Origin of the sequence: Capnocytophaga gingivalis (genome assembly GCF_002302415.1) — a bacterium.
Lineage (GTDB): Bacteria > Bacteroidota > Bacteroidia > Flavobacteriales > Flavobacteriaceae > Capnocytophaga > Capnocytophaga gingivalis.
In genome coordinates, this window is record NZ_CP022386.1 from 2,771,855 (window position 1) to 2,786,573 (window position 14,719).

A 14,719-nucleotide genomic window follows, 5' to 3' on the forward strand; every position below is an offset into this window, starting at 1 on the left:
GAGCTTATCTCCTCTATCTTGAAATATAAGTATTTCTTAGAAGTTTATTTCAGAGTCATCACCTATAGTCTCTACAGGGTCATTGCCCTTACAGTCAAGGTCTGAACTGCTAATCATACTTGCACCGTCTTTGTCCTTAGGAATAGGGAAGGGGGCAGTGGATACCTCTAAGTCTTTGTTTTCATAGATTTTCTTCATGTAGTAGCCCCATATAGGCAGCGCCATAGTAGCTCCTTGTCCCAGTTGTATCCCCTTGAAGTGGACAGACCTATCTTCACCACCTACCCATACGCCAGTTACTAAGTTAGGCACCATTCCCATGAACCATCCATCGGATTGGTTCTGTGTAGTTCCCGTTTTTCCTGCGATAGGGTTCTTAAAGGCATAAGGATAGCCAGTGATAACATTCTTATAAATATTGTTATACCCATCAGCTCCTTTGGTGCGCAATCGAGCCCCAGAACCAGACTGAGTAACCCCTTCCATCAGCTTCACTACGGTATAGGCTTTTACAGGGTTGATAGCATTTCTTACCTCTGGAGTATATTCATATAATATACGTCCGTCCTTATCCTCTATACGGGTGATAAATACCGGTTTTCTGTAGTTCCCTTGGTTGGCAAAAGCCCCATAAGCACCTACCATTTCGAATAGGGTAATATCAGCAGAACCTAAAGCGATAGAAGGTAGTTCAGGGATATTGGAAGTGATCCCCAAGTCCTTGATGAGTTTTACTACAGGTACAGGACCCACATCGTCCATGAGCTTGGCTGTGATTGAGTTGATCGAGTTGGCCAGTGCTGCTTTTAGGGTCATCATTTTTCCACTATAACTACCATTAGCATTGTGAGGGCACCACTCTTTTCCATTGCCAAATTTGCCAGCTTCTATACAGGTTTTTACATCAGGAATCTGGGTACAAGGGGTATAACCGAGTTGGTCAATAGCCGCTGCATATACAAAAGATTTGAAGGCAGACCCTACCTGACGAGCCCCTTGGTATACTTGGTCGTATTTGAAATTGTTATAATCAATTCCTCCTACCCACGCCTTGATATGTCCTGTCTGTGGTTCCATGGACATGATAGCTGTACGCAAGAAAGCCTTATAGTAACGGATAGAGTCATAAGGAGTCATGATTGTATCAATAGTGCCATGCCAAGAAAATACCTGCATAGGTGTTTTCTTATAGAAGGAATCACGGATTTCCTTTTCAGAATGGCCTAAGTACTTCATCTGTGCCCAGCGCTCGGAGTTCTTCATGGCACGTTCCATGAGCTTATCGATCTCCTCTTTGGAAAGTTTTACAAAGGGGAAAGTCTTGTTATTCTTTATGTTATTCTCCTTGAAGAAAGCCTTTTGTAGGTTTTTCATGTGATTCTTTACCGCTTCCTCCGCTATGGCTTGCATACGAGAATCTATAGTGGTATATATCTTAAGTCCATCGGAATAGATGTCATACTTAGAGCCATCAGGCTTGAGGTTTTCTTCCTTATTAACCCAGTCCTTCATGAAGGAACGTAGGTGTTCACGGAAATAAGTAGCGATCCCCTCATTGTGCCCTTCTGGATTGAAGTTCAGCTGTAAGGGGAGTTTCTGTAAGGAATCCTTTTCTTTGGTTGTGAGGTAGTGATTCTTTTCCATCTGGGCGAGTACCACATTGCGACGGTTGATGACCCCTTGAGGGTTCTTTCTTGGGTTGTATAAGGACGAGTTCTTGAACATACCTACCAGCATAGCCCCTTCCTCTATTTTGAGATCCTTGGGCTCTTTGCCAAAATAGATACGAGAAGCCGAGCGGATACCATCGGCATTGTTGTTGAAGTCATATTGGTTGAAATACATTGTAAGTATCTCTTTTTTAGTATATTGTCTTTCCAGACGAATGGCGATAATCCATTCTTTTATTTTCTGTAAATAGCGTTCACTCGTTTTTTTAGACCCCTCACGATGGAAGAGTAGCTTGGCCAGCTGTTGTGTAATGGTAGAAGCTCCTCCTCGCCTACCGAGGAAGACGATTGCGCGTAGTGTACCGCGCATATCGATACCGGAGTGATTCTCAAAACGCTCATCCTCAGTGGCTATCAGCGCATTGACTAAGTGTTCGGGTAGATCCTTGTAAGTGACAGCTGTACGGTTGTCATTGAAGTAGAATTTGCCCAATATCTTACCATCAGAAGAGTAGATACGAGTAGCGAAATTTGTTTCAGGGTTTTCTAATCCCTTGAAATCAGGCATTTCTCCAAAAGCGCCCCATGAGGCTAATAGGAAGACAAATATCACTGCGGTTATTCCCACAAGGATAGTGCCCCAAAAGTATTTTAACAATCTCTTTCTCGAAAAAGCTCCTTTGGAGGGTGTTGCTTTTTTAGTTCCCATATTCAGTGCATTAAGACTTTTCAAATTTGTGGCAAATGTACAATAATATTTACAATTATAGTTCTTAGGTGCGGAAATTATGATTTATTTAAAGAATGATTTTGGTAATTTAGTGATTTTTATACACATAATTGTTTATAAAAAAAATATTCCTCAAAAGCCTTATAAAAACAAATGTTTTTACTACCTTTGTCCTTGAGAAATAACCTTAACAAAAAGAAATGTCCTTGAAATACTCCCTGATCATACCTGTATATAACCGTCCAGAAGAGGTGAAAGAACTTTTGGAAACCATAGCCGCACAGACATTTGCAGGTGATTTTGAAACAATAGTTATAGAAGATGGCTCTACCCTTTCCTCCCGAGAAGTGGTGGCGGAGTATACCTCAAGGATAGCAATTACCTATTTAGAAAAAGAAAATTCAGGACCAGGTGATTCTCGGAATTATGGCATGGAGAGAGCTTCTGGAGATTACTTTATCATATTGGATTCCGATTGTCTGTTACCGGATCATTATTTAGAATCAGTGGATGAGTTCTTGGGAAGGCACTATGTAGATTGTTTTGGGGGTGCGGATGCAGCGACAGAACACTTTACCCCTATCCAGAAGGCGATTAACTATGCGATGACTTCGCTACTGACCACCGGAGGGATACGAGGGAATAAGCGAGCTGTGAGTAAGTTCGAGCCTCGTAGCTTCAATATGGGGCTCTCTCGCAGGGCTTTCCAAGCTACAGGAGGCTTTGGTCGTATACACCCTGGGGAAGACCCCGATCTTACCCTACGCTTGTGGCAAAAAGGTTTTGAAACAGCCTTTGTAGAGGAAGCCTTTGTGTATCACAAAAGGCGCATTTCTTGGGAGAAGTATTTCCAACAAGTTAAGAAATTCGGACAAACACGTGCGATCCTCAACAGGTGGCACCCACAGTCAAGGAAGATAGTACATTGGTTTCCTACTCTTTTCCTCATAGGCTTTCTCTTATCTTTACTTTTATTATTTGTAGGAGAATGGGGATTTATATTTATATATATAGCCTATTTTATCCTAATTTTCTTTGATAGCAAGCGAATCAATCACAGCAGCCAGATCGGATATTTATCAGTTTGGGCGGTTTGTTTGCAATTTTACGCTTACGGAACAGGATTTTTAGGCGCGACTTTGAGGATTTTGAGTAGTAAAAAGTCTCCCGAAGAGCTGTTTCCTAAATTATTTTTCAAAAAATAAATATTGAAAATCAATCAGTTAAAAAATATTTTCAAGAAATAAGAAAAAAAGTACAGAAAAAATTTGTCAGTATCAAAAAATGTTGTAATTTTGCACTCGGAAAATTGATAAAGAAATCAGGTTTTCCAAATAAAAATTCATTCCTCCTTAGCTCAGTTGGTTAGAGCATCTGACTGTTAATCAGAGGGTCACTGGTTCAAGTCCAGTAGGGGGAGCAACAAGGTAATACTTTGATACTCAAAGTGTTACCTTTATTTTTTTTGCCCTAAAATTAGATTTGTAAATTTACAAATCAGCAAGGTAAACGACATGGTAAAAATTACAAGTAAAATTTCCAATAAATAGATTTATAAAAAAGCAATGAAAGAAGAGTCTGATATTCCTTTGTTGAAGTCTTATAATAAAGATACAACTGTTATTGAGACAGATCCTTTTATGGAAAAAGAGATAGATGAACTCATACGAGCTTATGCCCAACCTCAAGAGATTATAAGAAGACTAAGAGATGTAGGTTATTCGGAAGAAGAAGTAAGGCAAAGTTATAAGTTTCAATTTTATTGTGAAATATTAAAACAAATCCAAAAAGATAAAGAAGAAGAGAAAGCAGAATTGCGCCTTTCTATACCCTTTATTGTTTCATTAGTAGTATTTTCTTTATTTTCTTTGGCTGCAACAATAGGAATTTTCTTTTCGGTATATTTCATATTTTTAGCACTTCCTCTATGGGTTCTTACCTATGGTTTTTACAAACTTAATAAGCTTTCTATTATCATATGGGGAATACTTTTATTGATATTATCTATACTTGGATGTATTGCTTTATTCTCTGGTTCAGGGAAGGTCTTCGCTGCTTTCGTTCCAGTGGGGACTGCTTTGTTAAATTATTTGACTGATCTTTTAAAAAGGAGTTAAGTTAGAAAAGAATTTTTTTATAATGAAACTATATAGAATTATATTTTTATTTTGGATTTACAATATTTTTGCGATATTTCAGTTTTCTTGGATGGCTGGAGTCTGGTTTGATTCAGAAGATTTGATGCAACGATCAGATTATGAAATATATAAACCTCCTCTGTGGCAATATCAATTGTATTACATATTGTTTGGAGTGTATGTAGTGATTAGTTCTTTGTTATTATACCTTTGGCAAAAGAAGATTAGAAATACTGAAGGAGGAATAATTATATGGGTGTTACATATTATATGGGTGTTATTTTTTATATTAGGCTGGATGATTTCTATTTGAAAAATGTTTTTTTATATTTTTAAGTTTCTGATTTTCAGTAACTTTAACGAATATGAAGTAACTTTATATTAGGCCAATGGAGATTAAGGCATGAACAACACACTCGCCTCAGTGGGTGAATATGTATATAAGTCAAGACCCGATAAGGTTAATACTGAAAAACTTGCTAATAACTATGAGAAAAGAAGTTTTAGAATTAAAAAATATTGGGCGAATGCCCACAGAAACATTAGAAGATACAGAGGGTATTTTGTCTCTAATAGAAAAATATGACTCTTTGATTTCTAACATAGAAAGTCCGATTAGTCTTGAAGAAGCAAAAGTAATAATTTCTATTTTCCCTGAAGGTTTTTTCTATGACTTACATTGGGACTTAGTAAGACTCATTGAAAGTTTTTTAATGCAAAACGAACAACAATATTTGGAAATTATTAACCAATGTCCAAGTGAAGAATGGAAAGAAGTACTAAACACACGATATATTAACTGGAAAAAAGGGTAATGTCTTAGGAGTGTTGTTAAAGATTCAATGTCTTACCAGTCAGAGAAACACAAAAGAGTCAAAGCTTTATTTCTACTTTTTGTTATAGGAATGTAAGGCACGAGCTACAAAAAACGCGCCAGTGGGAAGGAAACTTAGGAATGGTTATAAGACAAAATTTTATGAGGCAAGAACATTTAGACACTTTGGCAGAATTTTATTCACAGAACAAAAAGAAATATCCATAGGTTTGGGCTGATTTCTTTGTCCAACATCCTTAATTATAGAAAAACAGGTTGTAAATGATGAAATACTTTGAATTACAGTTTTATGACAATGATAGCTACCTGCTGGAAGTTAGTAAAGTAGATAGACATAAATATATTACTTGCTCTACTTGCAAAATGATTTTAGATAAAAGAAATCTTATAGAGAAACATTTGCCTACATATACGATAAAAAGGAAGAAATACCATTTATCCTGCAGTTATGATGGTTTTAAGGTAGTGTCGCAAGAATTTAAGGATTTATATGAGGTTTTGGATTGGCAAGGGCTTGTATTCTATTCCATACCTAAAAGTAAAGGCTTTTATTTGGTAGAATGTTCCCAACAAGTTGTGATTAACGAGACAAAACGCCCCATCGAATTTGAAAATAAATGCAATGAGTGCGGTTTGTATATGGGAGTTTATGGTAGTGTTCCTTCGTATATGGATGCTGATGTAATACAAAAGCTGAAACCGAATACTTTTTATAGAAGTAATTTAGAGTTCGGATATGATTTTGAACAGGGTTATAGTTTGTTTGCCTCTCAAGAAATAACAGATAAACTAATCGAGCACAAACTAATAATTAAAAAGGATTTAATAGAAGTGCTCTGTATTTAAAATAATGATAATATTGGATAATGTTCTCCCCATAAAGTAATGTTTTAGGTGTGTTGTTAAAGCTTTATTTCTACTTCTTGATTTATGAATGTAAGGGAGCGAGCAACACGAAATGCACCAAAGAGGATGATCATATGAAAAATGTAACTACAACTAAAGTAGATGAAAAAGAGGGGAATATGTAATAGCAATTAAGTTATGAAAAAGAATATCAGAATATTAGAAAATATAAGATATAATTTATATAGTTGGAAATCTTATGATGAACTTTCCTTAGAGGAAATAATGAAAGAATTTGAAAAATTTCCAAGAAAAGAGTATTCTTCATATTACACTTCGATATTGACTGATAGAATTTTAATTAAAGATATACTTGAAATAGGAAGAACTTTTTATTCTAATTCAAACATATTAATAAATGTTATATCAAGTTTAGGTAATATTGTAGAGCGTTATAACTTTTCCCCTTCTGATGAAATATTTGAATTTTTGGAAAAAGCAATATCTAATAAAAAAGCTAATTATTATGTATCTTTATTTATATTCTCATTTCCTCAGTATTATAACTGGGAATATAGATGGGATTATTTGGTCTCAATACCAAATATAATTCCTAAAAAAAAGTCAATAATAAATTTTCTTATAGGAATAAAGAAAACAATTCGTGATGAAGAAATAATACCTAAAGAAATAATTATAAAGATTATAAATATTATTAAATTACATATTAATTCAAAATTATTTAATGATTATTTAAAAAACGACTATTCGAATACACTTTCTTTATTAGAGGAAAAGTTAGGTAATGGGTAATGTTCCAGATGTTTTGTTGAAATCTCAGCAATCTACTCATCGACCTATTACAAAAGATTCCAAGCGCTATTTTTCTTACCCATTATAGAGGTGAGAGTTTTTAAAGCCTAATGAATAGAGGGAGCGAGCAGCACGAAACGCGCCATTGGTGGAGGAGTAATTCACAATACGCTTATTTAATATTTTAAGATGATAAAAGCAGGTTTAGAAATTTTTTTCACAACGTTTCCATTTTTCATTATTTTTTTATGGTTTTGGATATTCAAATGGAATAAGCATAGTTCTTTTGTGGGGGCTATTATTTATCAGTATTTGCTTATTGCCATTCTATTCTTTTTTGATTCATTACCTATAGAATTTTATCAAGAATTGGAAGGAAATCAGAGTAAACTTGCGGGAGTTTTTCAAGGAGTATTTCATCTGCTACTTATCTCTATAGCAAAGATATTCTTATTTATTTCATTGTATAAAAACAAAGAATTTAAGCTTCTTATAATAGATAGTATCTTATTTGTATTATTGATCTTATTTGTCTATTTATATTATTAAAGAAAAATAATAATATGTACAACGAACTATTGACCATAGAGAATGAAATAGTCACTATTAGTGATGATTTAGATTCCAGTTATCATATAGGGAATTGGGCTATTCCTCCTTCATACTATGAATTTTCGAAAGAGTTGGGATATGGACTATTGTTAGAGCTTTTTCTAACTTATATTCCAATGGGGAAAGGGAATCCGTTCTGTGATTCTTTGGAGAATCAAAATATTTATTTGAAAAATATTTTAAAGAAATACCTTGAGACCCCTCTTATGATGCTTAAAAATGCTGATAACTATAATCTGATTGCCAATGCAGAGCCTTTTATGTTTGGTGAGAATGGGGAAATTGTTTTTTGGGATATAAGAGAGTCTAAGGAAGGTGAATATCCTATATATTTAGCAAATTTTCCTGTAGGAGTGTATTATGCTGGTGGGAATTTTAGAGAATTTATCATCAACCTTACAGATAAAGATGCCTATAAAAAGATTCTTACTTTTTATGAAGAACCTTTGTTGCCTAAGTTTAGACCTCTGAAAATGGTACAATAGCTAATATGTCAGCTATGTTGAAAAAATCAATTAGGAACTCGTGAGATGGCTTCTCTTAGAAACTCTATAGAGGCAGGGAGCGGTTTGAAAAGTCTTGATTCTGTAAGAAAAAAAATTTGGTAGTCTAAAAAAAAAGATATACTTTTGTACGTGGAAAAGAAAAGTTCTTTTTCCCCAAGTGGAAGAACCATTAAAACTTATATATCAAGATGGAATATCGTATAGAAAAAGACACCATGGGCGAGGTGAAAGTACCCTCTGACAAATTGTGGGGGGCACAGACAGAGCGTTCCCGAAATAATTTTAAGATAGGAGAACCAGCCTCCATGCCCAGGGAGGTAATTTATGGTTTTGCTTATTTGAAGAAAGCTGCTGCGTATGCCAATTGCGAATTGGGAGTGCTTTCTCAGGAAAAGCGTGACCTTATCGCCAAGGTATGTGATGAGATTTTGGAAGGAAAACTTGATGATCAGTTTCCTTTGGTTATCTGGCAGACAGGTTCTGGTACACAATCCAATATGAATGTGAATGAGGTTATTGCCAATCGTGCACAACAGTTGGCAGGAAGAAAGATAGGAGAAGGAGAAAAAGTACTTCAGCCAAATGATGATGTGAACAAATCCCAATCCTCTAATGATACTTTCCCTACAGGCATGCACATAGCTGCTTACAAGATGGTAGTAGAGGTGACCCTTCCAGGCTTGGAGAAACTCCGAGACACCCTACAGAAGAAGTCTGAGGCCTTCAAGGGTGTAGTGAAGATAGGTCGTACTCACCTGATGGATGCTACTCCACTTACCTTGGGGCAGGAGTTTTCAGGGTATGTTTCCCAGATAGAACATGGTATCAAAGCCTTGAAGAACACATTGGCACACCTTAGTGAATTGGCCTTAGGGGGTACCGCAGTAGGTACAGGAATCAACACTCCACAAGGATATGATGTATTGGTAGCCAAGTATATAGCACAGTTTACAGGATTACCTTTTGTGACAGCGCAGAACAAGTTTGAAGCCTTGGCAGCACATGATGCCATGGTGGAATCTCACGGAGCGCTCAAGCAGATAGCTGTGTCACTCAATAAGATAGCTAATGATATACGCCTAATGGCTTCAGGTCCTCGCAGTGGTATTGGAGAAATCTTGATTCCTGCCAATGAGCCAGGAAGTTCTATCATGCCAGGGAAGGTAAATCCTACTCAGTGTGAAGCGGTAACCATGGTAGCGGCTCAAGTGATGGGAAATGATGTAGCCATAAGTGTAGGAGCTACTCAAGGGCACTACGAACTGAATGTCTTCAAGCCTGTGATCTGTGCGAACTTCTTACAATCAGCACGCCTTATAGGGGATGCATGTGTAAGTTTCGAAGAACACTGTGCATCGGGTATAGAGCCTAATTATGCTCGTATCAAAGAGTTGGTCAATAACAGTCTTATGCTTGTGACCGCTCTCAATACCAAGATAGGATACTATAAAGCGGCAGAGATAGCCAATACCGCACACAAAAATGGCACCACTCTCCGCGAAGAAGCCATTCGTTTGGGCTATGTAACCCCTGAAGAGTTTGACGCATGGGTGCGTCCAGAGGATATGGTCGGAAGTCTTAAGAAATAAATTAATTATATAAATAGTATGGCAAGTACAGCTGATATTAAGAAAGGATTGTGTATCCGTTTTAATCATGACATTTACAAGATTATTGAATTTCTTCATGTAAAGCCAGGCAAAGGGCCTGCTTTTGTGAGAACCAAGCTCAAGAGTGTAACCACAGGAAAGACTATTGACAATACTTTTTCTGCAGGGCACAAGATAGATGATGTACGTGTAGAGACCCGTTCTTTCCAGTACCTCTATCCAGAAGGAGACGAGTTGGTATTCATGAATGTAGAGGATTTCAATCAGGTACACATTCGTCGTGATATGTTGGATTATCCTGATTTGCTCAAAGAAGGCGAAGTGGTGATGATCATCTTCAATGCTGAGGATGAGACCCCACTTTCGGTAGAAATGCCTGCCAATGTGATTCTTACAGTAACCCATGTAGAACCAGGCGTAAAGGGCAATACCGCTACCAATGCTACCAAACCTGCTACTGTGGAGACAGGGGCTACAGTGAATGTACCTTTGTTCATCAACGAAGGAGATCGTATCAAGGTAGAGACAGAAAAAGGTACCTATGTAGAGCGCATGAAGGATTAATTTCCTTCTCTTTCCAAGAAATAAAAAACCTTTGAGTGGTTCGCCCCTCAAAGGTTTTTTCTATTTTAGGAAGAGTGCCATTTTCTCCTCTTCCTTTTGGCGCATTTGCTGTGATTGTTCAGGAGTCTTATCCTTATAGCCGCATAAGTGAAGAATACCGTGGGACATCACCCGAAGCAGTTCCGTGGAGAAGTCCACCCCAAATTCTTGGGCATTCTCCCTCACCCGCTCGATAGAGATATAGATATCACTGGACAGTAGGTTGTCCTTACCATAATCAAAGGTGATAATGTCTGTCAGGGTATCATGCTGGAGATAATCGACATTGATTTTGTGCAGATACTCATCATTACAGAAGATGTAGTTGATATCTCCCTCCTTTTTGCGTTCGGAGGCTATAATAAGCTGAATCCAACGCTGAAAGTCTTCCTCATCATTGGGTAGAGAAAAAGGAAGCTCATAAAAAAAATGTATCATGGAGTAACTTAGATTTTTTTACAGGGACAAAAGTATAAAAAAACAAATAAAATAAGGTAGTTTATTTTTCTAAAATAGAGGTTACTTTGTCTAAAATGTTATGTAAAGAGATGGTTGTTATAGATTTTTCGTATCCTTCGGGATATTTATTACCAAAGACCGAGGTAGGGATTAGGGGGTATTGTTCTCTGTCAGCCATCAGTGTGTAGTCTGAGGGCTGACCATAAGGAGCGAAGCCAGCATAAGGATGCGTTACCCCCCAAAGGGTCAGGGTAGGAACTCCATACATAGCTGCTAAGTGAGCATTGCCACTATCCATAGCAATCATTAAGGAGAGGTGTGCAATAAGCGCAAGTTCCTCCTCAAACGAAAAACGCCCTATCACACATTCCACATTCTCCAGTGCAGGAAGGCTAGCTGTAAGCTCCTTCTCGCGCCTTCCCCCTCCGAAAATAAGGATTTTTCCCTTGGGGTATCTTTGCGAAAGAGATAGGATCACCTCTTTCATCTTCTCAAAAGGATATTCCTTTCCCTTGTGAGAGGCAAAAGGAGCAATACCTATATTGAGCGTATCGGATAATAGCTCTTTGAGAGGCTCAGAGAGCACTGGCTTGGGAGCAAAGAAAGGTCTGTCTAAAGCAATAGGAAGGTCTAAAGCCTCAAATACCTTGGCATAGCGCAGGTAGGTAGGGAGTAGGGGAGTGAAGACCTTGTTTTTGGCACGTGTAAGCGCTTTTTTCTCTTTCCTTCCTTTGTCGATCTGCTGAAAAGGAATAGAAGAGAAAGCGAAAAAGCCCCTCAGTATATGTGTTCTTAGCACCCCATGCAGGTCAGCTACCTTGTCAATTCCCAGCGCTTTGAGCTCTCGGAATAGGCGGTACAGTCCCCTGAGCCCCTTATGCCGTCCCTTAGGATCGATAGGGAAGACCTCTGTATTGGGCAGGTGAGCAAAGAGCGGGGCAAAGAGCGGTCGGGTGAGTACCGTGAGCCTAAGCTCAGGATACTGCTGGGTAAGCGCCATCAGTACGGGTACACTGATGGCTACATCTCCCATGGCAGAAAGGCGTATGACCAGTAGATGATTGGTAGGTTTCTTTGCCATAGATTATTGTATTTCTACTAAAATAGGACAATGATCGCTATGCTTTGCTTCGGGGAGAATGGCCGCTCTGAGCAATCGATTTTCTAAGGGCTGAGCTACCAAGCAATAGTCAATGCGCCACCCCTTGTTGTTGGCTCGGGCATTGGCACGATAGCTCCACCAAGAATAGTTGTGAGGTTCCTTGTGAAAGAAGCGGAAACTATCGATAAAGCCACTTTTGAGGAAATCGTCCAACCACTTGCGTTCTACTGGAAGAAAGCCCGATACATTAGCATTGCGCACAGGATCATGAATATCGATAGCCTCATGACAGATATTATAATCCCCACAGATGATCAGATTGGGATGAGTCTTTTTGAGTTCGTTGATATAATTTTGGAAATCCGCCATGAATTGTAGTTTGTGATCTAAGCGGTCGATATTCGTTCCTGAAGGTAGGTACAAGCTCATGATGGAGAGATCCCCATAATCAGCCCTTAGGATACGTCCTTCCCTGTCCATATAATCGATACCAGCACCTACTTCTACCTGTGTAGGAGCCGTCTTGGAGAGGATAGCCACGCCACTATATCCTTTTTTTTCAGCGGAATGAAAGTAATGATAGGTATAGCCAATCTCTTCTAAAGCAGATAGGTCTATTTGACTCTCTAAGGCTTTGATTTCCTGAAGACAGATTACATCAGGGTCAGCTGCTTTGAGCCATTGAGTAAAGCCCTTGCTCATGGCTGCACGGATACCATTTACATTGTAAGAAAATATTTTCATTGCATTGCGAAATAAAGTGCAAAAGTAGTAAAAATAATGGAGAAATGATAGGGATATTTTTCTTTGGAATAAGTGCCGATTAATGAGAAAAAAGTTATACCTTTGCCCCTTGATTTATTATCTACTAATTAATCATTAGATGAAGCATATCAAAGAGGGTGAAGAGCACAATGCCCCACAGGTACATCTGCTCAAGAGACAGAAGCGGAATCGGCTGTTACTGTTTTTTAGCTTTTTACTTCTTATAGGGATAGTATTCTACACCATATATATAAGTGAATCCCTTCTTCCGCTGAGAGAGGCCTTGTCACGAGACAATTATATTTTCTATTGGATGATATTGGCCGGATGTGGGGCAGAGATAGTAGCTGGTTCCATGGGGATGGGATACGGGGTGATCTGTGCTACCATATTGCTAATGATGAATATAGATCCACGGGCTATCAGTGGGAGTATCCATGCTTCGGAGACCTTCACCTCGGCAGCGGGGAGTATCAGCCACTTCAAGCTCAAGAACATGGATAAGGAGCTGATTAAGCGGCTATTGGTGCCAGCTATTATAGGAACGGTAGTAGGAGCTTTGTTATTGCTCTATCTGGGAGACGAAGGCAGTCGCTGGGCGAAGTTCACCAAACCCTTTATCGCTGTTTATACAATTGTCTTAGGAGTGAAGATCTTAGCCAATGGATTTAGGGGCAAGGTAGAGAACAAAGAAGTGAAGACTATTCCCTTGGGGCTATTTGCCGGCTTTGTTGATGCCTTTACTGGAGGCGGTTGGGGGCCATTGGTTACCAGTTCTTTTATCAAAAACGGACACACCCCCCGCTATGTAATAGGAGTTTCTACCTTTACCAATTTTGCCATTACAGTAGTGAGTACCTTGATTTTTATCACTGTACCCGAGGCGATAAATTGGCGTATTGCCTTAGGGCTTGTCATAGGCGGAGTGCTTACTGCCCCTATATCAGCCTTGATCACCTCCAAGCTCCATACCCGAAAGATATTCTTTATCATAGGCTCCCTTATTATCATCATGGGGCTTACTACCATTTATAAAGCTATTTTCTAAATCAAAACACCCATTTACTTATGGATATAACAAAATTAGAAGAAGGGATTTATGCACAAATCCATACGGCTAAGGGAGATATACTCCTACGCCTTACTTATGAGAAAACCCCTGCTACAGTGGCTAACTTTGTAGCCTTGGCAGAAGGAAAAATGAAAAATAGTGCCAAACCCATAGGAGTACCTTTCTATGATGGGTTAAAATTTCACCGAGTGATTGCAGACTTCATGATTCAGGGAGGATGCCCTCAAGGAACAGGGACAGGCACGCCAGGATACCGCTTTGATGACGAATTCCATCCAGACCTCAAGCATGACCGCCCAGGGATACTCTCCATGGCCAATGCTGGAGCTAACACCAATGGAAGTCAGTTCTTCATCACCCACCGTCCTACTCCTCATTTGGACAACAAACATACCGTATTTGGCTATGTAGTAGAAGGACAGAAAGTAGTAGATACCATCTCCCAGAATGACAAGATAGAGTCTGTAAAGATTATCCGCGTAGGTAAGAAGGCAGAAGAGTGGGATGCTTTAGCTGCTTTTGAGAAGTTCAATGCCGAAAAGCAAGCCCGTATAGAGGCCGAAAAGCGCAAACAACAAGAGGCCTTGGCACAGCTTACAGAAGGATTCGAGAAAACTGCTTCTGGACTTTACTATAAAATCACAGAAAAAGGCAATGGGAAAAAGCCTAAGAAAGGTGACCAGGTAGCGGTACACTATACAGGGATGCTCCTGGATGGAAAGGTATTTGACTCCTCCCTATACCGAGGACAACCACTTAACTTTGCAGTAGGCATAGGCCAAGTGATAGAGGGTTGGGACGAAGGAATACTTCTTCTGAATGAGGGAGATAAGGCACGCCTTGTGATTCCTTCCGACCTTGCTTATGGCTCTCAAGGAGCAGGAGGGGTGATTCCTCCTAATGCTGCTCTTGTTTTCGATGTAGAGCTGGTCAGAGTCTTATAGAGTGAAGAATGAAG

At 38.8% G+C, this 14,719-nt stretch carries 15 protein-coding genes and 1 tRNA gene; 12 read left to right on the forward strand and 4 right to left on the reverse strand.

Annotated features, from left to right (window positions below):
* Positions 1 to 36 precede the first annotated feature (36 nt).
* Entirely contained in the window at positions 37 to 2,379 is a 2,343-nt protein-coding gene (locus CGC50_RS13305; RefSeq protein ID WP_095911195.1) for a penicillin-binding protein 1A, read from the reverse strand.
* 227 nt (positions 2,380 to 2,606) lie between these two features.
* On the opposite strand from CGC50_RS13305, the gene CGC50_RS13310 reads away from it, so the two are divergent.
* The 10 genes from CGC50_RS13310 (at position 2,607) to efp (ending at position 10,324) form a co-directional block, all read left to right on the forward strand.
* Positions 2,607 to 3,605 (forward strand): glycosyltransferase, encoded by a 999-nt coding sequence (locus tag CGC50_RS13310; RefSeq protein WP_095911382.1) that lies wholly within the window; start codon positions 2,607 to 2,609, stop codon positions 3,603 to 3,605.
* Between the two features lie 141 nt (positions 3,606 to 3,746).
* Positions 3,747 to 3,820: transfer RNA gene (locus tag CGC50_RS13315), tRNA-Asn, on the forward strand.
* Between the two features lie 145 nt (positions 3,821 to 3,965).
* On the forward strand, positions 3,966 to 4,517 hold the full coding sequence (locus CGC50_RS13320; protein ID WP_095911196.1) for a hypothetical protein: 552 nt from the start codon (positions 3,966 to 3,968) through the stop codon (positions 4,515 to 4,517).
* Positions 4,518 to 5,026: 509 nt separating this feature from the next.
* On the forward strand, positions 5,027 to 5,353 hold the full coding sequence (locus CGC50_RS13330; RefSeq protein WP_232781151.1) for a hypothetical protein: 327 nt from the start codon (positions 5,027 to 5,029) through the stop codon (positions 5,351 to 5,353).
* Between the two features lie 281 nt (positions 5,354 to 5,634).
* The gene (locus CGC50_RS13335) at positions 5,635 to 6,219 is read left to right on the forward strand and encodes a hypothetical protein (RefSeq protein WP_095911198.1); all 585 of its coding nucleotides are present in this window, start codon (positions 5,635 to 5,637) and stop codon (positions 6,217 to 6,219) included.
* 198 nt (positions 6,220 to 6,417) lie between these two features.
* Entirely contained in the window at positions 6,418 to 7,032 is a 615-nt protein-coding gene (locus CGC50_RS13340) for a hypothetical protein (protein ID WP_095911199.1), read from the forward strand.
* Between the two features lie 189 nt (positions 7,033 to 7,221).
* Positions 7,222 to 7,581 carry a hypothetical protein gene (locus tag CGC50_RS13345; protein ID WP_040359152.1) on the forward strand — a complete coding sequence of 120 codons (360 nt, stop codon included), beginning with the start codon at positions 7,222 to 7,224 and terminating at the stop codon, positions 7,579 to 7,581.
* 14 nt (positions 7,582 to 7,595) lie between these two features.
* Entirely contained in the window at positions 7,596 to 8,129 is a 534-nt protein-coding gene (locus CGC50_RS13350; RefSeq protein ID WP_095911200.1) for a hypothetical protein, read from the forward strand.
* A 209-nt stretch (positions 8,130 to 8,338) separates the two neighbouring features.
* Positions 8,339 to 9,739, forward strand: coding sequence for a class II fumarate hydratase (fumC, locus tag CGC50_RS13355; protein ID WP_095911201.1), 1,401 nt, complete (start codon positions 8,339 to 8,341; stop codon positions 9,737 to 9,739).
* A gap of 18 nt (positions 9,740 to 9,757) precedes the next feature.
* Positions 9,758 to 10,324, forward strand: a complete 567-nt coding sequence (gene efp, locus CGC50_RS13360) for an elongation factor P (protein WP_002665415.1) — start codon at positions 9,758 to 9,760, stop codon at positions 10,322 to 10,324.
* A 60-nt stretch (positions 10,325 to 10,384) separates the two neighbouring features.
* Here the strand turns inward: efp and ybeY are convergent, their stop codons facing one another.
* The 3 genes from ybeY to CGC50_RS13375 all read right to left on the reverse strand — a co-directional run bounded on the left by ybeY (position 10,385) and on the right by CGC50_RS13375 (position 12,668).
* Positions 10,385 to 10,801 (reverse strand): rRNA maturation RNase YbeY, encoded by a 417-nt coding sequence (ybeY, locus tag CGC50_RS13365; RefSeq protein WP_095911202.1) that lies wholly within the window; start codon positions 10,799 to 10,801, stop codon positions 10,385 to 10,387.
* Positions 10,802 to 10,862: 61 nt separating this feature from the next.
* Positions 10,863 to 11,903, reverse strand: coding sequence for a glycosyltransferase family 9 protein (locus CGC50_RS13370; RefSeq protein ID WP_095911203.1), 1,041 nt, complete (start codon positions 11,901 to 11,903; stop codon positions 10,863 to 10,865).
* 3 nt (positions 11,904 to 11,906) lie between these two features.
* Positions 11,907 to 12,668, reverse strand: coding sequence for an exodeoxyribonuclease III (locus CGC50_RS13375; RefSeq protein ID WP_095911204.1), 762 nt, complete (start codon positions 12,666 to 12,668; stop codon positions 11,907 to 11,909).
* 139 nt (positions 12,669 to 12,807) lie between these two features.
* Between CGC50_RS13375 and CGC50_RS13380 the strand changes: the two genes are divergently transcribed.
* Both CGC50_RS13380 and CGC50_RS13385 read left to right on the forward strand, forming a co-directional pair.
* A complete protein-coding gene (locus tag CGC50_RS13380) occupies positions 12,808 to 13,737 on the forward strand; it encodes a sulfite exporter TauE/SafE family protein (protein ID WP_002665436.1) in 930 nt (309 codons plus the stop codon).
* 20 nt (positions 13,738 to 13,757) lie between these two features.
* A complete protein-coding gene (locus CGC50_RS13385) occupies positions 13,758 to 14,705 on the forward strand; it encodes a peptidylprolyl isomerase (RefSeq protein WP_002665439.1) in 948 nt (315 codons plus the stop codon).
* Positions 14,706 to 14,719: the final 14 nt, after the last annotated feature.